Here is a 24,465-nt window from a genome sequence, read left to right as displayed (position 1 = left end):
ACCGCGGACTGGTCCCTGAGAAGGTCGCCGGATCCGCCTGTGGGTGCTCGGAGGCCGGGTGGCGGGCGTCTAGGGTGCGCGTATGAAGCTCCGTATGCCCCGGCGCCGCCGAGACCGCCTGCTCGCGGGCGCCGCCGTCCTGGCCGTCGTGGCGGGTGCCGGTACGTGGACGGCCGCGTCCGCGTCCGGCGGAACGCCCGCCGTGCACCGCCAGGACCAGGTCCTGAAGATGCCCGGTGCCGACATCGACACCTCTTTCTTCCTCCCGGACGGCGGGGAGGACGGTGGGGCGAGACGGCCGGCCGTGCTCCTCGCCCACGGCTTCGGTGGCAGCAAGGACGACGTCCGCGCACAGGCCGAGCGGCTGGCCCGCGACGGCTACGCCGTCATGACCTGGTCGGCGCGCGGCTTCGGCCGCTCCGGCGGCCGGATCGGGCTGAACGACCCCGAGCACGAGGTCAAGGACGTCTCCCGGCTCATCGACTGGCTCGCGGCCCGGCCCGAGGTGCTGCTCGACGCAGACGGCGACCCGCGCGTCGGCGTGTCGGGGGCCTCCTACGGCGGTGCCGTCTCGCTGCTGGCCGCCGGTCACGACCGCCGCGTGGACGCGATCGCCCCGGCGATCACCTACTGGAACCTCGCGGACTCCCTCTTCCCCGGCGGGGTCTTCAAGAAACTGTGGTCCGGCATCTTCTTCACCACCGGCTCGGCCGACGGGATGCAGCGCGCCGCAGCGGCGCCGCCGGACACCGGCGGCACGCGGCCGCCGGGCACGGACGGGGCCGCGCCCGGCGCCGGGTCCCAGGACGGTGCCCCGGCCGCTCCGGGCTGCGGGAGGTTCACCCCGGAGCTGTGCGCGATGTACGAACGCGTCGCCGTGGCCGGGAAACCCGACGCCGAGGCCCGCACCCTGCTGGAGGCGCGCAGTCCGTCGGCGGTCGCCGACCGGATCAAGGTGCCGGCCCTCATCGTGCAGGGGCAGGACGACTCCCTCTTCCCGCTGGACCAGGCCGACGCCATGGCCGCGGCCATCACGGCGAACGGCGCGCCCGTGTCGGTGGACTGGGCGGCCGGCGGACACGACGGCGGCATGCGCGAGGCGGACCGGGTGGAGGCCCGCGTCGCCGCCTGGTTCGACCGCCATCTCAAGGGCGACGAGGGCGTGGACACCGGCCCGGCGTTCCGGGTCTCGCGCGCCGGGGGGATCGACTCCACGGACGGCGAGGTGATACTGCGCGGCGCGACCGGCGACCGCTACCCGGGGCTTACTTCCGGCCCGAGGGAGTTCAGCCTGTCGGGGCGGGAGCAAAGCTTCACCAACCCGGCGGGCGGCGCGCCGCCCGCACTGTCCTCCCTGCCCGGCATCGGCGGGCAGCTCGCCTCCCTCGGGGCCGGATTCTCGCTGGACTTCCCCGGGCAGAACGCCCGCTTCGAGTCGGCGCCGCTGGACCGGGACCTGCAGATCACCGGCAGCCCGACCGTGACGCTGAAGGTGAGGTCGACGGCAGCGGACGGTTCCGCCGTGCTGTTCGGCAAGGTGTACGACGTGGGGCCCGACGGGCGGCAGCAGGTCCTGCCTTCCCAGCTGGTCGCCCCGCTGCGGGTGGAGAACGCGCAGCAGGGCGCCACCGTGCGGATGAGGCTGCCCGCGATCGACCACTCCGTCACCGCCGGACACCGGCTGCGTCTCGTGGTCGCCGCCACGGACCTCGGCTATGCCGGCCCGGCCGCGACGGCCCGCTACACGGTCTCGGTGGACGGCCCGCTGGCCGTGCCCGTCGCGCCCCGGGTGCGGACGGCCACGGCGGGACTGCCCGCCTGGACGTGGGCCCTGCCGCTGGGCGCGCTGGCGCTGGCCGCGGCACTGCTCGGGTTCCGCAGGACGGGCCGGGCCGCTGCGGGCGCGGCCGGGCCGCGGTCCGGGGGACCGCGGCCGGACCCGGCGCTGGCCGACGTACCGCTGCAGATCACCGGGCTGACGAAACGGTACGCGAAGTCGCAGGACCGGTACGCGGTACGGGATCTCTCGCTGCGCGTGGAGAAGGGGCAGGTGCTGGGGCTGCTCGGGCCGAACGGAGCCGGGAAGACCACCACGCTGCGCATGCTGATGGGGCTGATCTCGCCGGACGCCGGGGAGATCCGGGTGTTCGGGCACCCCGTGCGGGCCGGGGCGCCGGTCCTGTCGCGGGTCGGGGCCTTCGTCGAAGGCGCGGGATTCCTGCCGCACCTGACCGGCCGGGCCAATCTGGAGCTGTATTGGCAGGCCACCGGCCGCCCGGCCGGTGATTCCCACATGGCGGAGGCGCTGGAGATCGCGGGGCTCGGCGACGCGCTGGAGCGCGCGGTGCGCACGTACTCCCAGGGCATGCGGCAGCGGCTCGCCATCGCGCAGGCGATGCTCGGGATGCCGGACCTGTTGATCCTCGACGAACCGACGAACGGGCTGGACCCGCCGCAGATCCGCGAGATGCGGGACGTGATGATCCGCTACGCGGCCGGCGGACGGACCGTCATCGTCTCCAGCCACCTGCTGTCGGAGGTCGAGCAGTCCTGTACGCACCTGGTGGTCATGGACCGCGGGCAGCGGGTGGCGGCGGGCGAGGTCGCAGAGATCACCGGGGGCGGGGACACCCTGCTGGTGACGCTGGCGGAGCCGGTGGACGAGGTGGCCGTCGGGAAGGTGGCGGCACTGGAGGGCGTGGGGTCGGTGGTGGTCACGGACGACGGGCTGCTCGTACGGCTCGAAGGCGCGACGCCCGCCGGGCTGATCGCCGAACTCGTGCGGCTGGAGGTGCCGGTGACCGGAGTGGGGCCGCACCGCAGACTGGAGGACGCGTTCCTCACCCTGATCGGAGGCCCTGCGTGAGTACGGCGACGACGGCGCGGGAGGCGGCTTCCGGTTACCGGGCGAGCCGGACGCTCCCGCTGCGCGTGGAGGCGCTGCGGCAGTGGCGCCGGCGGCGGACCCTGGTGATGGGCGGGGTGCTGGCCGCCCTGCCCTTCATCCTGATCATCGCGTTCGCGGTGGGGGGCGGGCCGGGCAGTCGGCGCGGCGGTGGCAACCGGATCACCCTGATCGACACGGCCACGGCCTCGGGCGCGAACTTCGCCGCGACCTGTCTGTTCGTCTCGGCCGGTTTCCTTCTGGTGGTGCCGGTGGCGCTGTTCTGCGGGGACACCGTGGCCTCGGAGGCGAGCTGGTCCTCGCTGCGCTACCTGCTGGCCTCACCGGTGCCGCGGGCGCGGCTGTTGTGGAGCAAGCTGGTGGTGGCGCTGGGCTTCAGCCTGGCGGCGATCGTGCTGCTGCCGGTGGTGGCGCTGGCCGCCGGCACGGCCGCCTACGGGTGGGGGCCGCTGAAGCTCCCGGCGGGCGGGGCGCTGGCGGCCGGGGACACGGTGCCGCGGCTCGCGCTGGCGGTCGCCTTCGTGTTTGTGTCGCAACTGGTGACGGCAGGGCTGGCGTTCTGGCTCTCCACGCGGACGGACGCACCGTTGGGTGCGGTGGGCGGCGCGGTCGGGCTGACGATCGTCGGCAACGTGCTGGACGCGGTGACGGCGCTCGGCTCCTGGCGCGAGTTCCTGCCGGCGCACTGGCAGTTCGCGTGGGCGGACGCCCTGCAACCCCAGCTGGAGTGGGGCGGCATGGTGAAGGGGGCGGTGGTTTCGGTGTCCTACGCGCTGGTGCTCTTCGCCCTCGCCTTCCGTGGCTTCTCCCGCAAGGACATCGTGTCCTGACGGGCGGCCGGCAGCCTGCTCGACGAGCGCTCCTCCTGCCCTTGGGGCACGGGGAGCGCTCGTCTGCCGGGCATGGCCCTACGCGGGGACCGCCGGGGCGATCGCGTCGATCTCGGCGAGCAGGTCGGCGTCCAGCGGGCGTTCGCCGGCAGCGGCGTTGGCCCGAATCTGCTCGGGGGAAGTGGCGCCCGCGATCACCGAGGCGCAGCCGGGCTGGCCGGAGAGCCAGCCGATGGCCAGTTCCAGGACCGTGCGGCCGTACTTCTCCGCGATCGCGGCCAGCGCCTCGACCACGTCGAGGCGCTCCTCGGTGAGGTAGCTGTCCCTGCCTTCGAGGCGGGAGCCGGCCGGGACGGGCGCGCCTCGGCGGATCTTGCCGGTCAGCAGGCCGTTGGCGAGCGGGTAGTACGGGAGTACGCCGACCCCGTAGTGCAGTGCCGCGGGTACCAGCTCGCGCTCGGCCGACCGCTCCAGCAGCGACCACTCGTTCTGCGCGGACACGAAGGGGACGAATCCGCTCTCGCGGGCGACGTGGGCGGCTTCGGCGAGCTGCCAGCCGGAGAAGTTGGAGTGGCCGACGTAGCGGACCTTGCCCTCGGCGACGAGCTCGGTGAGCGCGGCGAGCGTCTCGGTGATGGGGGTGGCCGGGTCGTGGCTGTGCAGCTGGAGCAGGTCTATGCGGTCGGTTCCGAGCCTGCGCAGGGACTCCTCGACGGCGCGCCGGATGTAGGCGCGGCCGCCGGGGGATCCGGCGGCGGGGCCGTACTTCATGTCGACGCCGTCGTACCCGAACTTGGTGGCGAGGACGACCTGGTCGCGACGGCCCTTCAGGGCCTGCCCGAGGTGCCGCTCGGAGTCGCCCCCGCCGCCGTAGATGTCGGCGGTGTCGAGGAGCGTGACACCCGCGTCCAGGGCGGCGTCGACGACGGCGCGGGTGGCCCGGGCGTCGAGCCGGCCGCCGAAGTTGTTGCAGCCGAGGCCGACCGCGGACACTCGCAGACCGGAACTGCCCAGGGGGAGATGGCGCATGTGTGTTCGTTCCTCCGACTCGACGCGTACATGATCAACAGCTCGTCAGTCTAATCCGGGGTGTAGGCGGCTCAGTCCGGTCTTCGCAAGGGCTGGGTGAGCGGTCGACAACGGGCAGCGGAACGCCTTCGGCCCTCATGGTCCTGGAGACCCGCTCTGAGACTGGCGCCGCTGTCCACCGGTGGGATCCGTGGCGGTAGCCTGCCCCCATGGTTGCGGGCGAGGGAACCGAGCACACCGGTAACAATCTTGAGGACCAGGGCTGGGGTGCAACGCGTGCCTGGGTGGAGAAGGGGCTTACCGAGGCAGAACGCATCGAGGACGTTTCGAGGTTCCGTGGCGGCTGGACGTCGGAAATGCGCCGTCTGGACATCTGCGGGCCGGGCGGTCGACGGTCGCTGGTCCTGCGGTCTTTCGTCAAGCCCTTCTACGTTCGCCACGCGGAGGGCCTGTTGACCCGCGAGGCAGCCATTCTGCGCCTGCTCGGCAGCACGGATGTGCCCGCGGCCAGGCTGGTGGCGGTGGACCCGACAGCACAGTACTGCCACCATCCGTCCTTGCTGATGTCCCTGCTGCCTGGGACCGTGCGTCTGGGTGATGAGGGCGCCGACCGGCGTGCCGAACTGCTGGCCCGCCAGTTGCTGCGCATCCACCGGCTGCCAGTGACCGCAGAGGCACGGCCTCGCACCTATCAGGCGTGGACCTCTCCCGAGCGGGTGAACCCGCCCGAAGACACCGAGCGGCCTGAGCTGTGGCAACGGGCCGTGGACGTGATCCGCCGCGAGCCCCCGGACTACCGGGCCTGCTTCCTGCACCGGGACTTCCATCCCGGCAATGTCCTCTTCACCGGCGACGGCGACGGATTGCGGATCAGCGGCGTCGTCGACTGGGTGGAGACCTCGTGGGGACCGGCCGACCTGGACGTGGCCCATTGCTCGACAGCCCTCGCCCTGCTGCACGGGGTTTCCACGGGCATGCAGTTCGCCGACCTCTACGTTGCGGCGGGAGGGACGCTGGCTGAAGATCACGCTTCTCATCTCTACTGGCGCCTGCTGGACGCCTTGGCCTTCGCTCCTGACGCGGAGAAGGTCGCCGTCCCATGGCGCGAAGTAGGCCGTGCCAATCTGACCCCCACCTTGCTGACCAGGCGGCTGGAGGGATACCTCCAGGCGCTTTTCGCACGCTACGCCTGAAGCCGGATCGGTGGCCTGCGACCAAGAGAACAACCCCGTCATGCAGGCAGTTGTTCGGGACATTCGAACCACCCGTCTTCCAGGCGAGCCGAGATCGTAAGGGTGCAACGGGTTCGCCTCATGGTCCGCAAGCCGATTACCGAGGCGCCGCTTGACTTGTTCGCCCCCTGAGACGTCTAGGTTCGGGCGGTCGCGTGGCGCGTTCGACTCCCGGCCATCCTGTGCGGAATCGTTCATCTTCGCCGCCGTACGCCATCTCCCGCTCCCACATGACCGTCCGATGTTCGGAAACGACAAGGAGCCAGCCTAGAACGGCCGAGTGGGGCGCCTGCCACCCCTCTCGCCCGTTCTGCCGCATACCTGCGGCCGGATCAGGTCGATCAGTCACCATCCCTCGGGGACTGCGGGCGATCGCCTGATGGCATACCTTGACCGTTTTCTTCGACGCGGGCGGGCCGGGAGCGTTCAAACCGTCTGGACGAGTGAAGCTCGCAGATCGTCACCAAGAGCGGAGATGTCCTGATATGCGCTACGAGGTCCACCGACAGGGCTAGAACGGATCCCCACGGCACCGACCGGCACGCCCGGTCTGCGATTTCGAGAGGACGACTTCGTGAGCCACTCGCAGGACGACAACCCGATCACCCCCGTCACCGCGGCCCAGTTGATCCGGATCTCCGGGCAGGGCATCTACACCTCGGCCACGTCCGTGGACCCGGACGCCGTCAACGTCGCCGAGGCGCTGGTCGCCACGCTGAACGGGACGGCCGAGACCCCGCTGCTCACCCCCGAACTCCAGCGGCTGACGGAACAGGTGCGGCAGAAGGCGACCTTCGGCTTTCCCCGCATCACCACCCACGACGGCGTGAGTCTCTCCGCCCACACCATCAGGCTCAACACCTCGGAGCCCCGCCCAGTGGTGATCGTGCCGTCGGGTTGGACTCCGTTCGGCTGGATCATCTTCGAGTACGCCTACCTCCAGCTGGCGCTCCGCGGCTACCACGTCCTGGCCTACACTCCGCGCGGCATTGGCCTCACCTTCCCCGTCTCAGACGGCTCCTTCGCGGACGCGCCCTGGACCTCCGGCGGCACGATCGACGTGGCCGGCCCTTCGGACTGGGCCGACGGCTCCACCGTCATCGACTACGCCCAGCAGCACTTCGCACCGAGCAAGATCGCCTTCCTCGGCGAGTCCTACGGGTCCGGGATCAGCCAGCTGGTGGCGGCCCACGACCCGACCGGCCGCGTGGACGCGGTCGTGGCCCTGAGCACGTGGGGCGACCTGGCCGACAGCCTCTACCAGAACGACACCCGGCACATGAAGGCCGTACAGGCCTTGATCGACTTCACCGGGGGGCCGATCGAGCGGAAGTTCGACCCGGCGACCCGGCAGATCCTCGAGGACTTCCTGGCCGGCGAGAACCTCGAAGGCGTGGTGGCCTGGGGCAAGAAGCGCTCCCCGTCCTCGTACGCCGACCGGACCAACGCCCGCGGCGTCCCCACCTTCATCTCCAACACCTGGCACGAAACGCTGTTCCCGGCCAACCAGGCCATCGAGCACTTCGAGCGGCTGACCGTGCCCAAGCGGCTCAACCTCTGGATCGGCGACCACGCCGCGCCCGAGGGCGCCGGCCTCACCATCCCGTTCAGCGGGCCGAACCTGCCCGTCGAGGAGGCGTTCGCCTGGCTCGACCACCACCTGCTCGGGGCCGACAACGGCGTTCCCGGCTGGACGCCGCTGAGCAACCAGATCATGTTCACCTACCGGACCGAGCCCGACCCCGGGACCGGCCAGCACGTCATCACCGAACCGGCCGTCCGCGAAGCGGCGCAGTCCTGGGCGGACGTCACCGCCTCCACCGAATCCTGGTACCTCACCGCCTCCTCCACGGACCGCCGTGACGGCGGCCTCGGCACCGCGCCGGAGACGGGCTGGAAGCGGGAGTTCACGGCCGGGCAGATCACGGCCGCCACCGCGGTCGACGCCATCATCACCACGGGCCAGGCGGAGTGGAAGGGCAACCCGAAGCCCTACCCCACGGGCACCTTCGACCGCCGGCACCTCGCCGTATGGACCAGCGGCCCGCTCCAGACGGGCCGCCGCATCCGCGGTGTCCCCCAGCTCACGCTGACCGTGCGCAGCTCCGCCCCGGACGCGACCCTGGTGGCCTATCTGTTCGACGTCGCCCCCGACGACACCGCCCGCATCATCACGCACGAGCCCTTTACGCTGCGAGAGCTCGCCCCCGGCGAGGACCGCAGGGCCACCTGGCAACTCCAGGCCGCCGGCTACGACCTCGCCCCGAACCACCGGCTCATGCTCGTGGTGAACAGCAAGGACCAGCTCTACTCCGACGCGGGCGACGGCGCTGCCCACAGCATCACGCTCACCGCCGCCGAGGACACCTCCGCCCGCCTGGTCCTGCCCCTGGGATAGCCCCGCACGGCAGGAGCACCCCGGCCGGGTCGGCCGGGAACGGTGTCACCCTGGGCTTCGCCACCGTCCCGGCCCGGTCCATCACCCCGCAGCACTCCGCCAGGAGCCCGCCGCCTCGGGCAGGTAGACGACGTTGGGCGCGCCCGTGTCGGGGTGGACCTCGATGCGGGCCCGCACGCGATACACCTCGGCCAGCAGTTCCTCGGTGAGCACCTCGGCCGGTGGCCCCGAGGCGGCGACCCGGCCGGCCGCGAGGACGTAGAGCCGGTCGCAGAAGGCGGCCGCGAGGTTCAGGTCGTGCAGGACGAGGAGGCTGGTGGCCGGCAGCGCCCTGACCAGACCGAGCACCTCCAGCTGGTAGCGGATGTCGAGGTGGTTGGTCGGCTCGTCGAGGGCGAGCAGTCCAGGGTCCTGGACGAGGGACCGCGCCACCAGGACCCGCTGTCTCTCACCTCCGGACAGCTCGTCGAAGCGGCGGGAGGCGAAGGCACCCGCCCCCACGGTCTCCAGAGCCGCGGTGACGCACTGCCTGTCGTATGGGCCGTCCTGTTCCCAGAAGCGCTTGTGCGGGCTGCGTCCCATGGCGGCGACCTCGCGCACGGTGAGCCCGAACGTACCGGTCGCGTCCTGCGGCACCACCGCCACGCGCCGTGCCCGTTCCTTGACGGTGAGGCTGCGGGCGTCGGCCCCGTCCAGCAGCACCCGCCCGGCGGTCGCCCGCAGGGCCCCGTGGACGCAGCGCAACAGGGTGGTTTTGCCGCTGCCGTTGGGGCCGACCACTCCCACCGTCTCGCCGGGCTTGGCGGTGAGGTCGATCCCGTGCAGCAGCGTGTGCCCGTCGGTCTCGTAGCGCACGCCCTCCACCGCGAGTTCCACCGGCCGGGCCGGCCCGCTCCCGGTCACCCGGTCACCCCTTCGGTACGGCTGGAACGACGCAGCATCCAGAGGAAGAACGGCCCGCCGACGAGCGCGGTGACCACCCCCACCGGTATCTCCTCGGGGGCGGCGGCCGTGCGGGCGATCAGGTCGGCCAGGAGCAGGAACACCGCCCCGCCCAGTGCGGCGACGGGCAGCAGCGCCCGGTGGCCGGCGCCCACGGCCATCCGGGCGGCGTGCGGGACCATCAGTCCGACAAACCCGATGGCCCCGCTGCACGCGACGAGCACGCCGATGACGAGGGAGGTCAGGACGAACACCGCGGCGCGGAAACGTCCGGTGTCCAGTCCCAGCGTGTGCGCGCCCTCCTCCCCGGCGAGGAGCAGGTCGAGCGGCCGGGCGAGGGTGAGGAGCAGGGCCCCGCCGACGAGCAGTGCGATGGTCGGCAGGGCCAGCTCGTCCCAGCGTGCCCCGCCGAGGCCGCCGAGGGTCCAGAACAGCACGGAGCGGATCTGGTCGGGGTGCGCGGCGAGCACCAGGACCAGGCTGGTGAGGGCGGACAGGATGTACTGGACGGCCACGCCGGCCAGGACCAGCCGGCCCGTGGTCATGGTGCCGCCGCGCCGGGCCATCGCGTAGACGGCGACGAGCGCGGCCATCGAGCCCGCGAAGGCGGCCAGTGGTACGCCCATGCCGAATCCGGCCGCGGCCGTGCCGAAGACGATCACGAGGACGGCTCCGGCGGAGGCCCCGGAGGAGGCTCCGAGGAGGAACGGGTCGGCGAGCTGGTTGCGCACGAGGGCCTGGAGCACGGTGCCCGCCACCGCGAGGCCGGCACCGACGACGGCGCCGAGGAGGATCCTCGGCATCCGCACGTCCCACACGATGGAGGCGAAGGCGCCGGCGGGCCGGTCCCCCGTCAGGCCTCGGACGACGATGTCGAGCACGCGGTCGGGGGCGATCCGCACGGGCCCCAGTGCCAGGCCGGCGACCGCCGAAACGGCGAACGCGGCGGCGAGGGCGGCGAGGACCGCGCCGGTGCGGAGCCTCACGCGGGATTCGGGTGGAGCTGGCTCCCCAGCGATTCCACGGCGTCGGCGACCCGGACGCCGAGAACGGCCGAGGACAGCGGCAGTACGACGAACCTCCGGTTCTTGACGGCGGGCACCTCGGCGAGCGCAGGGTCGTCCAGCAGGCGCTGTTTCTTGGCCTCGACGGTGGTGCCGCCGTAGTCGTAGATGAGGACGACCTCGGGCTTGCGCTCGATGACCTTCTCCCAGGCGACGTCGCCGAAGGTGTCGTCGAGGTCGGCGAAGACGTTCGTGCCGCCTGCGAGGGAGATGATCTCGTTGCCCACGCCGTTGCCTCCGGAGGTGGCGGCGGTGGCCTCGCCGGAGTCGTAGGCGAAGACGGTCGGGCGGGGCCGGTCCTTGACGCGTGCGGTCACGGCGTCGATCCGGCGCTGTTCGTCCTCGATGAGCCGCGCTCCGCGGTCGGGCACCCCGAAGGTCCGTGCGACCTCGGTGATCTCGGTCTTGAGCTGGTCGAGGCCGACGGCCCCCTCCGTGCAGTACTCCACGTTGAGGCGGGAGCCGATGCCGGACGTGGCGAGGCCCTCGCGGTCACGGCCCTGTGTCTTGTCGAAGGCGCTGGCATAGCCGCCGTAGACGAAGTCCGGGTCGGCGCCGAGCAGGACCTCCTTGGAGGGGTACTCCTCGGCCAGCACCTTGATCTTGTCGTAGGCCGGCTTGTAGGCGGGCAGTACCGCGTCGTCGAGGTAGGCGGTGCCGGCGATGCGGTCGTCCAGGCCGAGGGCGAGCAAGAGCTCGGTGGCGTGCTGGTTCATGGTGACCGCCCGCCGGGGCGGGGCCTGGTAGGTGCTGCTCACACCGCAGTTGGTGACGGTGTACGGGAAGCCGGGGGCGGCGTCCGCCGAGGCTGCCTGCGGCCCGGCGCCGGGGGTACCGGCGCAGGCGGTCAGGGACATCAGGAGTGCGAGGGGGGTGAACGCGCGCAGGGCGGCGCGGGAACGCGACATGGCGGGGCCTCTCCGGGGGATCCGCGTCCCCTGGTCGACGTGAAGGGCAGAGGCGGTGCGTCAGTGTCTGACTCCCGGTGTCCCGCGCGGAGACGGCCGGTCACAGTGGCGGGACCGTACCGGAATCGCACCGGTTTCCTGTCCTGCACCGCCTGGTTGTGCGCCCCAGTCTGCCAGAACCCGCACGTGGGGCGGGGGGCGGGCGTCCGAAGTCCGGACTTGCGGGCGGTACGGCGCCGTGCGTGCCGGGTCCGGTCCGTACGGCGCACTCCCGCCGACGCGCCGTCGGGCCGGGTTCCCGACGACTCCGGCCCGGCGGACCGGCGGTCCGAACCGATGGCAGGGGCGGCAGGATTCGAACCTGCGGCCTACGGTTTTGGAGACCGTTGCTCTGACCGACTGAGCTACACCCCTTCGACGCGTCCCACCATGGCACGGTCGGGCCAGGCGATCCAACGGGTTTCCGGCGCGCCGCCGAACGGAGTCAGCGGCAGAGCTCCGTGGTGGGGTCGAGTTCCGGCCGCCCCCTTGACCACCCTGGTCCAGACCAATAGTTTCCGGCGTGCACAGCCGCACGCGCCCACGCCCACTCCTCGCCTCCGCAAAGGAAGCCCATGCGCCGCAGCATGCTCGGCAGACTGGCCGTAGCCGCCTGTTCCCTCTCCCTGCTGACCGCCTTCGCCCCCGCTGCCGTGGGCGCGGACGGCGACGCCTCCGCCGCAGGCGGGTCGGGCCGCTCGTACAGGAAGGTCGGCTACTTCACGCAATGGGGCGTCTACGGACGAGACTTCCAGGTCCAGGACCTCGACGCGAACGGCTCGGCCGGCAAGCTCACCCACATCAACTACGCCTTCGGCAACGTCAGTGCGGAGGGCAGGTGCTTCACCGGGAACGTCCCCGGAAAGGCCGACGCCTGGGCCGACTACGCCCGTCCGCTCGATGCCGCGAATTCCGTCGACGGGGTCGCCGACACCTGGGACCAGCCGCTCGCCGGCAACTTCAACCAGCTGCGCGAGCTGAAGGCCAAGCACCCCGGCCTGAAGGTGCTGATCTCGCTGGGCGGCTGGAGCTGGTCCACCCACTTCTCCGACGCCGCGCTCACCCCGGCCTCCCGCAAGGCCCTCGTGGCGTCCTGCATCGACCTGTACATCAAGGGCAACCTCCCCCAGGACGGCACGCGCGGTGGTGCCGGAGCCGCCGCCGACGTGTTCGACGGCATCGACCTCGACTGGGAGTGGCCCGGCTCCGCGGGCGACGCCGACACGAAGTACCGGCCCGAGGACAAGCGCAACTTCACCGCGCTCGTCAAGGAGTTCCGCACCCAGCTCGACGCGTACGCACGGAGCCGGAAGAAGGCCAGGTACGAGCTGACCGCCTTCGTCCCGACCGCGCCCGCCAAGATCGACGCCGGCTTCGATGTCCGCCGGATCATGCGCGACCTGGATTTCGTCAACCTCCAGGGATACGACTTCCACGTCTCCGGCGAACCGCGCACAGCACAGCAGTCCGCTCTGTACGCCCGTGACGACTTCAGCGTCCACGGCACCGTCGAGGCCTGGAAGCGGCGCGGGGCGCCCGCGCACAAGCTCGTGATGGGCATGCCGTTCTACGGACAGGGCTGGACCGGAGTCGCCGGCGGCGGGGACGGAATGGGCCGGCCCGCCACCGGACCTGCCCCGGCCACCTGGGCCGCCGGATACGAGGACTACAAGGCTCTGAAGAAGCTCGCCGATTCGGGCGCCTACCAGGTCCACCGGGACCGGCGCGGCGGGCACGCCTGGCTGTTCGACGGCACCACCCTGTGGACGTACGACGACCCCCGGGTGCTGCGCGTCAAGACCGGATACATCCGCGAAATGGGCCTGGGCGGGGCGATGTTCTGGTCGCTCGACGCCGACACCGCGGACGGTGAGCTGATGACGGCCGTCGACCGGGGCCTGCGGGGCCGCTGACCGGCGCCGCCGGGCCGTGGAGATCCGTCCGGCCCGGCGGCGCCCCTCCACGTACGCCCCCCCCCGCAGGACCCGGACGAGCGCGACGGCACGGGCGGGCCGCCTCCCCGCCCTCTGACGCCGCCCGATCCGAAGCGGCGCCCGATCCGAAGCGGCGGCCGATCCGAAGCGGCGGCCGTCACCACCATCACCGCCGGGCCGGGTCACTGATCCGCAACCCGTGCCACCGGAGTGGACCCGGTCGGGGGCCCGCTCACCGCTCCGCCCCTGCCCGGTGTCCGGCCGGGCAGCCGCTCTGCGCGCAGGCGGAGGCAGTCCGCCCCCGCGGCCGCGCCCTGGACGACGAGGAGAACGCGTCGTACGCGCCCTCCCTGCGCGCGGCGGCCGAGCCACCGGCGCCCCTGCCGTGACCCCGGTGGGTGCCCGGAAATGGCCTCCGGGAAAATTCTTCCGATTAACTGTTATCGGGGCCCCCCTCCGCGGTCTCCCATGCATCGGGCATCATCGACCGCCGGTACGGACAGGGACATTCACATGACTACTCAGCACACCGCAGCGCTGGTGGCAGCGGCGCGCAGGGGCGATCCCCGCGCGCAGGACGAGCTCGTCGGCGCCCACCTCCCGCTCGTCTACAACATCGTCGGTCGGGCCCTGAACGGTTCCTGCGACGTGGACGACGTGGTGCAGGACACGATGCTGCGGGCCCTGGACGGACTGGGCGGTCTGCGCGCGGACGAGTCCTTCCGGTCCTGGCTGGTGGCCATCGCGATGAACCGGGTGCGGGCGCACTGGCAGGCCCGGCAGAGCGGCTTCGGCGAGAGCTCCCTGGAGTCGGCCTGCGCCGTGGCCGACCCGGGCGCGGACTTCGTCGACCTGACCGTCGTACGCCTCAACCTGGCGGGCCAGCGACGCGAGACGGCCCGGGCGACGCGCTGGCTGGAACCCGACGACCGGGCGCTGCTGTCGCTGTGGTGGCTGGAGTGCGCCGGGGAGCTGACCCGGGCGGAAGTGGCCTCGGCGCTGGAGCTGTCCCCCCAGCACACGGCGGTCCGGGTGCAGCGGATGAAGGCGCAGCTGGAGGCGGCGCGGGTGGTCGAGCGCGCCCTGGACGCCCAACCGGGATGCGGGGAGCTGCGGACCGTGCTGGCAGGCTGGGACGGGCAGCCGTCGGCGCTGTGGCGCAAGCGAATAGCCCGTCACGCCCGCGAGTGCGTCCGGTGCTCCGGGCTGTGGAGCGGCCTGGTCCCGGCGGAGGGGCTGCTGGCCGGGCTGGCCCTCGTCCCGGTCTCGGCGGCCCTGCTCGCGGGGGTGCGTACGGCAGGCTTCGCCCCGGCTTCCTTCGCGGACGAGGCGGTCTCCGCGAACGGCGCCGACGGCGGATTCGGTGAGGCGGCGACGCAGCTCACTCCGGTGGCCGGTACCGGTGGCCGGGGCGCGCTGCGCAAGCGGCGGCGGAGCCGCCGCCGGGTGGTCGGCGGCGCGGTGGTCGCCGCCTGCGTCGCGGGCGGCGGCCTGGTGTACCTCGGAGGCCTGCCCGGTTCGGGGAGCCCGAAGGACGAAGGCGGGGCGTCCGCGGCGCCGGTGGCCGTCCTCTCGGCGACGGAGTCCGCCGGAACCCCTTCGGAGTCGGCCTCCCCGTCCCCCTCCGCCCCGGCGAGCCCTTCGCCGAGTCCGAGCCCCACACCGCGGCGCAGCAGCCCGCCCAGCCCGCGGGCCTCGTCGCCCAAGCCGGCCCCCGCGCCGCCGGGTATCACCGGCCAGGTGGTGGCCCTGGTCAACACCGAGCGGGCGGCGGCAGGCTGTGGGCCCCTCAAGGAGGACCCGAAGCTGCGGGCTGCGGCGCAGGAACACTCCGACGACATGGCCGCACGGGGCTTCTTCGACCACACCAACCCGGACGGCGAGGACCCCGGGGACCGCACGACGGCGGCCGGCTACCGCTGGTCGACGTACGGCGAGAACATCGCGAAGGGCCAGCAGACGGCGAAGTCGGTGATGGACTCCTGGATGAAGAGCACCGGGCACCGGGAGAACATCCTCAACTGCTCCTTCAAGGACATCGGCGTGGGCATCCACCAGGGGGCGGGCGGCCCCTGGTGGACGCAGAACTTCGGCGCGCGGTAGGCGGCCCGAATCAGCCACGGGCGAGTGCGCGCAACGCTGCGACGCAGTCGGGGTGGCTCGGGGCCCATCCCAGCTCCGCCTTCGCCCTGGCGTTGGACACCCGGAGGTTCGTCGTGACCATCCGGTGGGCGTAGGGGTAGGCACGCATCAGCCAGCTGGGCGCGTTCAGCGGCCTGGGGGTGGCGAAGGCTTCCGCGACCGCCTTCACGTGCGCGCCGAAGCCCATCGGGGTGTCGTCGGCGATGTTGTACGCCTGCCCTGCCCGGCCTCCCTCGACGGCGAGCGCCACGGCCCGGCCGGCGTCCGCCAGGTCGACCCAGGGCAGGACGCGCCCCTGGTCGGCGACCGCCGGAAGCTTCCGGCGGCGCAGCAGTTCCACGAGGGCCTCCGTGCCCCCTGCTCCGTAGAACAGGCCGAACCGCAGGGCGATCCCCTCGATGCCGTCCGCCTCCAGTACGAGCTGCTCCTTGACCCGCATCGCCTCGACGTGGCGGTCCACCGCGCGGTCGCCGGTGGGGCCGAAGAGGTCCCCCGCCTCGGTGACCACGTGCCGGCCGAAGTCCCGGTAGCCGTAGCCGAAGACCATCGACTCGGCGATGACGCGCCGGGCGCCGAGCTCGCGGGCGGCCTCCATCAGGTGCCGGGTCCCGATGAGCCGCAGGTCGTCGGTGGCGTACATGTCCCGGTGCCTCATCGGTGCCTCGCGCAGGGCGGTGGCCGCGTGCACGATCGTGTCGATCCGGAGGCCGGCGACCGCGCGCAGCAGTCCGTCACGGTCCAGCAGATCGGCCCGTACGTCGGATCCGGCACCCCGGCCGAGGCCGGTCACGGTGTGGCCGGCGCGGGTGAGCGCCGCGGCGATGTGGTGTCCCAGGACTCCGCTCGCCCCGGCCAGCAAGACGTTCTTGGTTTCAGTCACACCCGGACGACCGGCCGCCGGTGGCGGATGTGACACATCGGTAGCGTGACCTGTGTCACTGCGGCGGGCCGGGTGGGCGCCTCCCCCGGACCGTCCAAGCGCGTGCGGTGAGCCGGACCGAGCCGCCCGGGCCGGCGGGCAGGGTCGCTGCGAGCCGGGTGCGCAGCCGGTCCCGGGCCGCGGGGGCGAGCGTCGCGACGTAGCCGGGAGCAGGTCCCTGACCGGAGAGGAACGGCTCCCACAGGTCCTCAAGGCCAGTGAAGACGGTGGGCACCTCGACGGAGCCGACCGTCACGTCGGTCAGCCCCGCCCCCGTCCAGAGCGCGCGCAGCGGATCGGGGCGGCACAGGGGGAAGCGTCGGCCCTCGTCCAGCGCGGCGGCCGCCGGGTCGACGGCGGCCGCGGCGTCCCAGAAGAGGCGCAGGAGCGCCATGCCGTCGGCGTAGTCCCACACGTACGCCGCGACCAGCCCGCCGGGCCGGACCACCCGGGCGGCCTCGGCGACCGCCGCCTCGGGCGGTTCGACGAAGTTGAGGGCGAGTCCGCTGACGACGGCGTCGAACACCGCGTCGCATAGGGGCAGCGCCGAAGCGTCGGCGACGGCGAAGCGGGCGGGCACGGGCGCGGCGGCCCGGGCGGCGCGCACGAACTCCCCGGACCGGTCGAGTCCCAGTACGGTGCGCGGCCGGCACCGGGACGCGACCTGCGAGGTCAGCGCCCCGGTGCCGCAGCCGACGTCCAGCCATCGCAGGGCGGCCGGGGCGCCCAGCCGCGCCAGGAACAGCTGGGCGACCCGGCGGCTCCACCGGCCCATGTACCGCTCGTAGGCGTCGCCCCGCGCCCAGACGTCGGACGGGCCTCCCGCGTCCATCCGCCGCGCCTAGTGGTGGAAACCGGAGCGGGGTGCGGTGGCCGGTGCGGGAGGGGGCGAGGCCGTCAGGTGCTCCACGGCCCGGCGCAGGTCCTCGACGAGCAGGGCGATCTGGTCGCGGGTCACTCCGTGCCGGACCAGGACGCGCTGGATGACGGTGTCGTCGCGGTCTGCGGGCAGCGGGTAGGAGGGCACCTGCCAGCCGCGCATGCGCAGCCGGTCGGAGAGGTCGTAGAGGGTGAAGGGGGCCGAGGCCGGGTCGGTGAGCGTGTAGGAGACGGCGGGCAGGGCCCCCTTGCCGTCGTAGAGGAGGGTGAAGGGGCCCATGTCGGCGATCTGGCGGGCCAGGTACTGGGCGGTGTCGGCGCAGGCCTGCTGGACCCTGGCGTAGCCGCCGCGGCCGAGGCGCAGGAAGAGGTAGTACTGGGCGATGACCTCACCGCCGGGGCGGGAGAAGTTGAGGGCGAAGGTCGGCATGTCGCCGCCGAGGTAGTCCACCTTGAAGACGAGCTCCGCGGGGAGCAGGTCGGCGGAGCGCCAGATGATCCAGCCGACTCCGAGGGGCGCGAGTCCGTACTTGTGGCCGGAGGTGTTGACGGAGGCGACGCGCGGCAGTCTGAAGTCCCAGACCACGTCGGGGTGGAGGAAGGGGGCGACGAAGCCACCGCTCGCGCCGTCGACGTGGATGGGGATGTCCCAGCCGTGCTCGGCCTGGATCCGGTCGAGCTCGGCGGCGAGTTCGGCGACGGGCTCGTAGTCGCAGGTGTAGGTGACGCCGAGGATGGCGACGACGCCGATGGTGTTCTCATCGACGTACTCGGCGAGCTGATGGGGCCGCAGGCCGGTGGCGCCGGGCTCCAGCGGGACCTGGCGCAGCTCGACGTCGAAGTACCGGGCGAACTTGTCCCAGCAGATCTGGACCGGCCCGCAGACCAGGTTCGGGCGGTCGGTGGGGAGCCCCTCGGCGCGGCGGCGCTCGCGCCAGCGCCACTTGAGGGCGAGGCCGCCGAGCATGGCAGCCTCGCTGGAGCCGGTGGTGGAGCATCCGGTGGCGGTGGTGCCGGCCGGGGCGTTCCACAGATCCGCCAGGATGTTGACGCACCGGGACTCGATCTCGGCGGTCTGCGGGTACTCGTCCTTGTCGATCATGTTCTTGTCGAGACAGACGTTCATCAGGCGGTGCACACCCTCGTCCGACCAGGTGGTGCAGAAGGTCGCGAGGTTCTGGGCGGCGTTGCCGTCGAGCAGGAGCTCGTTGCGGAGCAGCTCGTAGACGACCTCGGTGGGCGAGTGGTCCTCCGGAATCCGGTACTTGGGGAGGATCTGCCCGCTCAACGTGGACGCGAACACGTCCGTGTCGGCGTCCTGGCGGGATGCGTCCTTCGTCTCATGCAGGGCCATATCGGGACTATAAGTGAATAAAGTCGCCATTCACCGGCACTTCGGATGGTGACGCGGGGCGGTGACTGGCGGGTCACCCGCCGGTCCGTCGGTCGGCGGCGCGGAGGTAGCCGTCCAGCTCGGCGGCGCCGGCCAGCAGGGCCCGGCCGCGGGCCGACAGGCGTTCGCACCAGGTGCCTAGGGCCGCGTCCAGGGGCTCCAGGCCGCCGGCCGAGCGGACCTCGGTGAGCAGCGGGGCGATCTGCTCCAGCCGGTAGCCGCCGCGCCTGAGCTGGTGGGCGAGGCGGGCGTCCCGTACGGCGGCCGCGTCGTAGACGCGGTAGCCGGTCTGCCGGTCGCGCCGTGGCTGGACGAGCCCGGCACGCTCCCATGCGCGCAGGGTCGCGGGGCGGACCCCGAGCTGCTTCGCGAGCGGCCCGATGAACGTGTCACCGGATGCGGGAACCTCCGCGAGGGGCGCCAGGTCGCGCAGGGCGCTCTCCACGGCCCACAGGGTCCGCCGGTCGTCGAGCAGCTGGGCGTGGCTCTCGTCGATGAGGCGGAACGCCTCGTCGAGCACGCCCTCGTTGACCGCCTTCATGATCGACGCCGCCGTCCGGTGGCCGTGGCCGGGCACCAGGGCGAGGAAGGCGTCCAGGGCGCGGGCGTGCAGCGGGGTGTAGGTGCGGTAGCCGTGGGACGTGCGGTCGGCGGCCGGGAGGATGCCGGCCTCTTCGTAGTTCCTGATCGCCTGCGTGGACAGGCCGTGGCCGCGCGCCAGATCGACCGGCCTCAGCCGCACACCGCTTTTAAGGTTCTTCCGCATTAACCCCATGATATGGCGGGAAACTCTCAACCGGAACTTCAACGATAGCGTTGAAGGTATGGATATCGGCATCAAGGACACCGTCCACACCGTCGAGGCCGCCGCCGTCATGGGGCTGCTCACCACCCGGCCGCGGGTGCTCGCGCTGGGCGAGCCCACCCACGGAGAGGACGCGCTGCTCGACGTCCGCAACGAGCTGTTCCGGCAGCTCGTCGAGGAGGAGGGCTACCGGACGATCGCGATCGAGAGCGACTGCCTGGCGGCACTGCGCGTCGACGCCTACGTCACCTCCGGCACGGGCGGCCTCGACGAGGTCATGGAGAGCGGGTTCACCCACGGCTTCGGCGAGTCCGCGGCCAACCGCGAACTCGTGTGCTGGATGCGGGCGTACAACGACGGCCGGCCCGCGGCCGACCGGCTCCGCTTCGCCGGCATCGACGGCCCGCTGGAGATCACCGGAGCCGCGAGCCCCCGCAAGGCCCTCACCGCGCTGTACGACTACCTCGCCCACCACGTCGACGCCGCCCTGCTCCCGTGCACCGGGCAAACGCTCGACCGCCTGCTCGGAACCGACGCACGGTGGACCGAGCCGGCCGCGATGACGGATCCGGCCCGGTCCGCGGGCCGCTCCGCCGGGGCCGGTGAACTGCGCCTGCTCGCCGACGACCTCGTGGCGCTGCTCGAAGCGCAGACGCCGCACCTGATCGGGGCGACGTCGCGGGAGGAGTGGGAGCGGGCTCGCCTCCACGGACGCACGGCCACCGGCCTACTGGGCTACCACCGCTGGATGGCCGACACCTCACCCGGCCGCATGGCGCGGCTGGTCGGCCTGCGAGACCTGATGATGGCCGAGAACCTCCTCGCCCTCGCCCGGCGCGGCCCCACCCTGGTCCACGCCCACAACAGCCACCTCCAGCGGGGCAGGAGCGCGATGCGGATGGGCGACCTGCCCCTGGAGTGGTGGAGCGCGGGTGCGATCGCAAGCGCACACCTGGGCGGGCAGTACGCCTTCTTCGCTACGGCCGTCGGCACGATCCGGCACCGAGGGGTGGACACCCCGCAGTCGGGCACGCTGGAAGGCCTGCTGTACGCGCTCCCGAACGACCTCTGCGTGGTCGACTCCCGTGCGCTCGGCGCCGCCCTCGCGGGGACGCCGACCGCACCCCGCACGTCCGCCTGGTTCGGCTACGCCCCCTTCGAGGCCGCCCAGTTGCCGATGACCGACGGGCTCGTGTTCATCAAGGACATCCCGCAGGGCCGCCCGGCGGCCATCTCGCCGGCGCGCTGACACTCCGCTTCCGGCCGACTCTCCCGTGTGACACCGTTCATACGACCCCCGCCCCACAGGAGAACTTACCGCTCAGTAGGCTCATTCCCGCAGATCTTCCCGTCGGGGCCTCAGGAGCCGGCCCAGACGGGAAGATCATCCAACTGGTTCTACCGGCAACTTGTCCGCCGATGTCCGGATACCGGCCACGTCTCCTCCGAGCGCTGATACCTCTTCGGGCATGAACAAGATCACCCGCCGTCAGGCTCTGGGGACAACCGCCGGTGCACTCACCGTCCTCGGCCTGACCGCCGCAGCATCGAGCGTCGCCACGAGCGCCGCCGCGACCCCGGCCGTTTCCACACCCCCGGGCACGGTCGACGAGGTCTACCAGGGCCGCCGCATCCAGATCAGCACGGGCGGTGGAGGCCACCACGGCGGCCACCACTCAGCCGGCCAACCCACCGTCCGGATAGACGGCAGAGAACTCCACATCATGCGCAACGCCGACGGCAGCTGGATCAGCGTGATCAACCACTACGAGACGTTCACCGAGCCCAAGCTCCTCGCCCGCGCCGCCGTCCGCGACCTCCAGGGCGCTCCCCTCGTCCCCTTCGGCGGTGCGGCATGACCGTCCGCAAGAACCAGGCCTCCCTGACCTCCGACGAGAAGCGCGCCTTCACCTCGGCGCTGCTGGAGCTCAAGCGGGACGGCAGCTACGACCGCTTCGTGACCACCCACAACGGCTTCATCATGAGCGACACCGACTCGGGCGACCGCGTCGGCCACCGCTCCCCCTCCTTCCTGCCCTGGCACCGCCGCTTCCTGCTGGAGTTCGAGGCGGCGCTGCAGCGGGTGGACGCGAGCGTCGCACTCCCCTACTGGGACTGGACCGCCGACCGCACCACCCGCTCCTCCCTCTGGGCCCCCGACTTCCTCGGCGGCACCGGCCGGGCCCGCGACGGGCAGGTCCTCGACGGCCCCTTCGCCTACTCGACGGGCCGTTGGAACATCAACGTGCGCGTGGACGGGCGTCCCTACCTGCGGCGCACGCTGGGTGCGGGCGTTGCCCAGCTGCCGACCCGGGCCGAGGTGGACTCCGTCCTAGCCATGCCGGTCTACGACATGGCTCCCTGGAACAGCTCCTCGAACGGCTTCCGCAACCACCTGGAGGGCTGGCGCGGCGTCAACCTGCACAACCGGGTGCACGTGTGGGTCGGCGGGCAGATGTCCACCGGCGTCTCCCCCAACGACCCGGTGTTCTGGATGCACCACGCCTTCGTCGACAAGTTGTGGGCGGACTGGCAGGCCAAGCACCCGCAGTCCGCCTACCTGCCGGCAGCGGGCACCACGAACGTGGTGGACCTGAACGACACCATGCGGCCGTGGAACGACGTGACCCCGGCGGACATGCTGGACCACCGGAAGTTCTACACGTTCGACACCGAACCGGTCGCCGCCGCCAGCCAGCGGTAGTGCAGTTCGGGGCGGCCGACCTGGCCGTACCGCGGGGTCCGGTCCGCCCGGCCGCTCTCCACCAGGTGCTCCAGGTAACGGCGGGCGGTGATCCTGGAGATCCCGGCCGCCTCGGCCGCCCCCGCCGCGGTCAGCCCCTCGGACGCGGACCGCAGCAGCGCGGCGACCCGGTCCAGGGTCGGCGCGCTCAGCCCCTTGGGGAGCTCGGCCGGGCGTGGCGCGCGCAGCGCCGCCATCGCCCGGTCGACGTCGTCCTGACCGGCCGCCTCGCCCGCCGCCTGCCGGAACTCGGCGTAGCGCAGGAGCCGTTCGCGCAGCGTCGGGAAGGCGAAGGGCTTCAGGACGTACTGGACCACGCCCAGCGAAACGCTCTCGCGGACCACGGCCAGGTCCCGGGCGGAGGTCACCACGATCACGTCGACCGGATGCCCGGCGGCGCGCAGCCCACGCGCGAAGCGCAGGCCGTGTCCGTCGGGCAGACCGAGGTCCAGCAGGAGCAGGTCGACCCGCGTGCGCTCCAGCACCCGGGTGGCCCCGGCCAGCGAATGGACGGCTCCGACGGCGGTGAACCCGGGCACGCGGTTGACGTACAGCGCGTGCGCGTCGGCGGCGACCTGGTCGTCCTCGACCACCAGCACGCGCACCTCTGCGCCGCTCACCGCGGGCTCCGCGCGGCCGGTGCCCGATCCGCGGCCCGTTCGGGAGCGGCGGGCAGCCGTACGGTGAACTCCGCACCGCCGCCCGGCCCCTGCGCGGCGACCACCGCGCCGCCGTAGCGCTGAGCCACCTGGGCGACGAGCGCGAGGCCGAGGCCGCGGCCCTCACCCTTGCCGGACCAGCCCCTGCGGAACACGTCGACCCCCTCGGGCAGTCCGGGCCCGTTGTCCGCGACCCGCAGCAGCAGCCCGTCGCGCTCGGGCCGCAGCGTGACCGCGATCCGCGCCCCGGGGACGGCCGCCACCGCGTCGACGGCGTTGTCGATGAGGTTGCCCAGCACGGTGACGAGATCGCGGGCCGGCGGCAGGCCTGCCAGGTCGGCCAGGCTGCGGCTGTCGGCGGTCACGGCGAGTTCGACACCCCGCTCGTGCGCCTGGGCGGCCTTGCCCAGGAGCAGCGCGACGAGTACCGGCTCGCCCACGGCGGTGACCACCTCGTCGGTGAGGGCCTGCGCCAGCTCCAGCTCGGCCGTGGCGAAGTCCACCGCCTCCCGGGCACGGCCGAGCTCGATGAGGGAGACCACGGTGTGCAGCCGGTTGGCCGCCTCGTGGGCCTGGGAGCGCAGTGCCTGTGTGAATCCCCGCTCGTGGTCCAGCTCACCGGTCAGGGCCTGTAGTTCGGTGTGGTCGCGCAGGGTCACGACGGTGCCCCGGCGGCCGCCGCCGGCGACCGGCGAGCTGTTGACCACCAGCACCCGGTCCGCGGTCAGGTGCACCTCGTCCACCCGGGGCCGGTCGGCGAGCAGTACACCGGTGAGGGGCGTCGGCAGCCCGAGGTCGGCGGCACCCGTTCCGGTGACGTCGCCGGGCAGGCCCAGCAGTTCGCGACCGGCATCGTTGATCAAGGTGATCCTGCGCTGCCCGTCGAGCATGAGGAGTCCCTCGCGCACCCCGTGCAGGGCCGCCTGGTGGTAGTCGTACATCCGGCTGAGCTCGGCCGCGTTCATGCCGTGCGTGTGGCGGCGCAGCCGCGCGTTGACCACGTACGTGCCGGCGCCGCCGAGGGCGAGCGCTCCGCCCGCGACCCACACCAGCGCGGAGAGCTGCGCGCCGAGCCGGTCGCTGACGGCTCGGACGGTGATTCCCGCGCTGACCAGGCCGATGATCCGGCCGTCGTCGTCGAGTGGGGTGACCACGCGGATGGAGGGGCCGAGGGTGCCGGTGTAGGTCTCGCTGAAGGTCTCGCCGCGCAGGGCCGGGGCGGTGTTGCCCAGGAAGGGCTCACCGATCCGGTGGGGATCGGGGTGGGTCCAGCGCCTGCCGTCCGGAGCCATGATCGTCACGAAGTCGACCCCGGAGTCCACCCGGACCTTCTGCGCATAGGGCTGGAGCTCTGCCGAGGGGTCCGTCCCGCGCGCCGCTCCCCGGGCGGCCTCGCGCACGGAGGGCGAGTCCGCGACCGCGCGGGCCACGGCCCCGGCCTGGCGCGCGGCGGCCTCCTCGGCCTGCCCCCGGGCGGTGGCGTAGGCGAAGACGGCACAGCCGGCGACGACCACGGCGACGAGCAGTACCTGCATGGCGAAGAGCTGGCCGGCGAGGCTGCGCGGCGGACGAGGGAGGCGGAACATGGCGCTCAGTGTGCACCGGGTCGTGAACTCAATGAACGCAAGGGTGACCGGGGTCACA

19 protein-coding genes, 1 tRNA gene and 1 riboswitch are annotated in these 24,465 nt (G+C 72.5%); of the genes, 9 read left to right on the top strand and 11 right to left on the bottom strand.

Annotated features, from left to right (window positions below):
* The first annotated feature begins 82 nt into the window (after positions 1–82).
* Together R4Z63_RS30980 and R4Z63_RS30975 are read left to right on the top strand one after the other, a co-directional pair.
* Entirely contained in the window at positions 83–2,866 is a 2,784-nt protein-coding gene (locus R4Z63_RS30980) for a CocE/NonD family hydrolase (RefSeq protein WP_384682665.1), read from the top strand.
* Positions 2,863–3,735 (top strand): ABC transporter permease, encoded by an 873-nt coding sequence (locus R4Z63_RS30975; RefSeq protein ID WP_037917251.1) that lies wholly within the window; start codon positions 2,863–2,865, stop codon positions 3,733–3,735. The genes R4Z63_RS30980 and R4Z63_RS30975 overlap by 4 nt, the downstream gene beginning before the upstream one ends.
* Before the next feature lie 78 nt (positions 3,736–3,813).
* Here the strand turns inward: R4Z63_RS30975 and R4Z63_RS30970 are convergent, their stop codons facing one another.
* Complete coding sequence (locus R4Z63_RS30970) at positions 3,814–4,764, bottom strand: aldo/keto reductase (RefSeq protein WP_384456261.1); 951 nt, start codon at positions 4,762–4,764, stop codon at positions 3,814–3,816.
* 209 nt (positions 4,765–4,973) lie between these two features.
* Between R4Z63_RS30970 and R4Z63_RS30965 the strand changes: the two genes are divergently transcribed.
* Positions 4,974–5,957, top strand: coding sequence for a phosphotransferase family protein (locus R4Z63_RS30965; RefSeq protein ID WP_384456264.1), 984 nt, complete (start codon positions 4,974–4,976; stop codon positions 5,955–5,957).
* A 613-nt stretch (positions 5,958–6,570) separates the two neighbouring features.
* On the top strand, positions 6,571–8,394 hold the full coding sequence (locus tag R4Z63_RS30960; protein ID WP_384456267.1) for a CocE/NonD family hydrolase: 1,824 nt from the start codon (positions 6,571–6,573) through the stop codon (positions 8,392–8,394).
* Between the two features lie 81 nt (positions 8,395–8,475).
* Here R4Z63_RS30960 and R4Z63_RS30955 read toward each other — a convergent pair whose 3' ends face one another.
* The 4 genes from R4Z63_RS30955 to R4Z63_RS30940 all read right to left on the bottom strand — a co-directional run bounded on the left by R4Z63_RS30955 (position 8,476) and on the right by R4Z63_RS30940 (position 11,722).
* The gene (locus R4Z63_RS30955) at positions 8,476–9,297 is read right to left on the bottom strand and encodes an ABC transporter ATP-binding protein (protein ID WP_384456269.1); all 822 of its coding nucleotides are present in this window, start codon (positions 9,295–9,297) and stop codon (positions 8,476–8,478) included.
* Positions 9,294–10,355 (bottom strand): FecCD family ABC transporter permease, encoded by a 1,062-nt coding sequence (locus R4Z63_RS30950; protein WP_037917243.1) that lies wholly within the window; start codon positions 10,353–10,355, stop codon positions 9,294–9,296. The genes R4Z63_RS30955 and R4Z63_RS30950 overlap by 4 nt, the downstream gene beginning before the upstream one ends.
* Positions 10,319–11,308, bottom strand: coding sequence for an ABC transporter substrate-binding protein (locus R4Z63_RS30945; protein WP_037917241.1), 990 nt, complete (start codon positions 11,306–11,308; stop codon positions 10,319–10,321). Before R4Z63_RS30945 ends, R4Z63_RS30950 begins: the two co-directional genes overlap by 37 nt.
* A 61-nt stretch (positions 11,309–11,369) precedes the next feature.
* Positions 11,370–11,449, bottom strand: a riboswitch (cobalamin riboswitch).
* 196 nt (positions 11,450–11,645) lie between these two features.
* Positions 11,646–11,722 (bottom strand) — tRNA-Trp (locus R4Z63_RS30940).
* A gap of 200 nt (positions 11,723–11,922) precedes the next feature.
* Between R4Z63_RS30940 and R4Z63_RS30935 the strand changes: the two genes are divergently transcribed.
* Entirely contained in the window at positions 11,923–13,260 is a 1,338-nt protein-coding gene (locus tag R4Z63_RS30935; protein WP_384456273.1) for a glycoside hydrolase family 18 protein, read from the top strand.
* A 534-nt stretch (positions 13,261–13,794) separates the two neighbouring features.
* Complete coding sequence (locus R4Z63_RS30930) at positions 13,795–15,384, top strand: sigma-70 family RNA polymerase sigma factor (RefSeq protein WP_037917236.1); 1,590 nt, start codon at positions 13,795–13,797, stop codon at positions 15,382–15,384.
* A gap of 10 nt (positions 15,385–15,394) precedes the next feature.
* On the opposite strand, the gene R4Z63_RS30925 is transcribed toward R4Z63_RS30930, so the two are convergent.
* From R4Z63_RS30925 to R4Z63_RS30910, 4 genes are all read right to left on the bottom strand, one after another.
* Complete coding sequence (locus tag R4Z63_RS30925; protein ID WP_384454213.1) at positions 15,395–16,303, bottom strand: NAD-dependent epimerase/dehydratase family protein; 909 nt, start codon at positions 16,301–16,303, stop codon at positions 15,395–15,397.
* 55 nt (positions 16,304–16,358) lie between these two features.
* On the bottom strand, positions 16,359–17,174 hold the full coding sequence (locus tag R4Z63_RS30920) for a class I SAM-dependent methyltransferase (RefSeq protein WP_384454216.1): 816 nt from the start codon (positions 17,172–17,174) through the stop codon (positions 16,359–16,361).
* Between the two features lie 9 nt (positions 17,175–17,183).
* Positions 17,184–18,575: a glutamate decarboxylase gene (gene gad / locus R4Z63_RS30915; protein ID WP_037917230.1), complete on the bottom strand. Its 1,392-nt coding sequence runs from the start codon at positions 18,573–18,575 to the stop codon at positions 17,184–17,186.
* Positions 18,576–18,648: 73 nt separating this feature from the next.
* The gene (locus R4Z63_RS30910) at positions 18,649–19,380 is read right to left on the bottom strand and encodes a TioE family transcriptional regulator (RefSeq protein ID WP_384454219.1); all 732 of its coding nucleotides are present in this window, start codon (positions 19,378–19,380) and stop codon (positions 18,649–18,651) included.
* 58 nt (positions 19,381–19,438) lie between these two features.
* Between R4Z63_RS30910 and R4Z63_RS30905 the strand changes: the two genes are divergently transcribed.
* The 3 genes from R4Z63_RS30905 to melC2 all read left to right on the top strand — a co-directional run bounded on the left by R4Z63_RS30905 (position 19,439) and on the right by melC2 (position 22,123).
* Entirely contained in the window at positions 19,439–20,668 is a 1,230-nt protein-coding gene (locus R4Z63_RS30905) for an erythromycin esterase family protein (RefSeq protein ID WP_384454222.1), read from the top strand.
* A gap of 220 nt (positions 20,669–20,888) precedes the next feature.
* On the top strand, positions 20,889–21,278 hold the full coding sequence (melC1, locus tag R4Z63_RS30900; RefSeq protein WP_037917224.1) for an apotyrosinase chaperone MelC1: 390 nt from the start codon (positions 20,889–20,891) through the stop codon (positions 21,276–21,278).
* Positions 21,275–22,123 carry a tyrosinase MelC2 gene (gene melC2, locus R4Z63_RS30895; protein WP_037917222.1) on the top strand — a complete coding sequence of 283 codons (849 nt, stop codon included), beginning with the start codon at positions 21,275–21,277 and terminating at the stop codon, positions 22,121–22,123. The genes melC1 and melC2 overlap by 4 nt, the downstream gene beginning before the upstream one ends.
* Here the strand turns inward: melC2 and R4Z63_RS30890 are convergent.
* Both R4Z63_RS30890 and R4Z63_RS30885 read right to left on the bottom strand, forming a co-directional pair.
* The gene (locus tag R4Z63_RS30890) at positions 22,078–22,782 is read right to left on the bottom strand and encodes a response regulator (RefSeq protein ID WP_384454226.1); all 705 of its coding nucleotides are present in this window, start codon (positions 22,780–22,782) and stop codon (positions 22,078–22,080) included. The genes melC2 and R4Z63_RS30890 overlap by 46 nt on opposite strands.
* A complete protein-coding gene (locus tag R4Z63_RS30885; RefSeq protein WP_037917218.1) occupies positions 22,779–24,407 on the bottom strand; it encodes a sensor histidine kinase in 1,629 nt (542 codons plus the stop codon). Before R4Z63_RS30885 ends, R4Z63_RS30890 begins: the two co-directional genes overlap by 4 nt.
* Between the last annotated feature and the right edge of the window lie 58 nt (positions 24,408–24,465).

This window comes from Streptomyces sp. PL-29, assembly GCF_058344425.1.
Note: the sequence above shows the minus strand (reverse complement) of the source record. Positions and strands in the feature narration are given on the sequence as shown.

What these genes read in the sequence shown, in the direction of transcription:
- R4Z63_RS30980 (WP_384682665.1), top strand. Translation starts at nt 83, where the DNA reads ATGAAGCTCCGTATGCCCCGGCGCCGCCGAGACCGCCTGCTCGCGGGC.
- R4Z63_RS30970 (WP_384456261.1), bottom strand. Translation starts at nt 4,764, where the DNA reads ATGCGCCATCTCCCCCTGGGCAGTTCCGGTCTGCGAGTGTCCGCGGTC.
- R4Z63_RS30965 (WP_384456264.1), top strand. Translation starts at nt 4,974, where the DNA reads ATGGTTGCGGGCGAGGGAACCGAGCACACCGGTAACAATCTTGAGGAC.
- R4Z63_RS30945 (WP_037917241.1), bottom strand. Translation starts at nt 11,308, where the DNA reads ATGTCGCGTTCCCGCGCCGCCCTGCGCGCGTTCACCCCCCTCGCACTC.
- R4Z63_RS30935 (WP_384456273.1), top strand. Translation starts at nt 11,923, where the DNA reads ATGCGCCGCAGCATGCTCGGCAGACTGGCCGTAGCCGCCTGTTCCCTC.
- R4Z63_RS30930 (WP_037917236.1), top strand. Translation starts at nt 13,795, where the DNA reads ATGACTACTCAGCACACCGCAGCGCTGGTGGCAGCGGCGCGCAGGGGC.
- R4Z63_RS30920 (WP_384454216.1), bottom strand. Translation starts at nt 17,174, where the DNA reads ATGGACGCGGGAGGCCCGTCCGACGTCTGGGCGCGGGGCGACGCCTAC.
- gad (WP_037917230.1), bottom strand. Translation starts at nt 18,575, where the DNA reads ATGGCCCTGCATGAGACGAAGGACGCATCCCGCCAGGACGCCGACACG.
- R4Z63_RS30910 (WP_384454219.1), bottom strand. Translation starts at nt 19,380, where the DNA reads ATGCGGAAGAACCTTAAAAGCGGTGTGCGGCTGAGGCCGGTCGATCTG.
- R4Z63_RS30905 (WP_384454222.1), top strand. Translation starts at nt 19,439, where the DNA reads ATGGATATCGGCATCAAGGACACCGTCCACACCGTCGAGGCCGCCGCC.
- melC1 (WP_037917224.1), top strand. Translation starts at nt 20,889, where the DNA reads ATGAACAAGATCACCCGCCGTCAGGCTCTGGGGACAACCGCCGGTGCA.
- melC2 (WP_037917222.1), top strand. Translation starts at nt 21,275, where the DNA reads ATGACCGTCCGCAAGAACCAGGCCTCCCTGACCTCCGACGAGAAGCGC.
- R4Z63_RS30885 (WP_037917218.1), bottom strand. Translation starts at nt 24,407, where the DNA reads ATGTTCCGCCTCCCTCGTCCGCCGCGCAGCCTCGCCGGCCAGCTCTTC.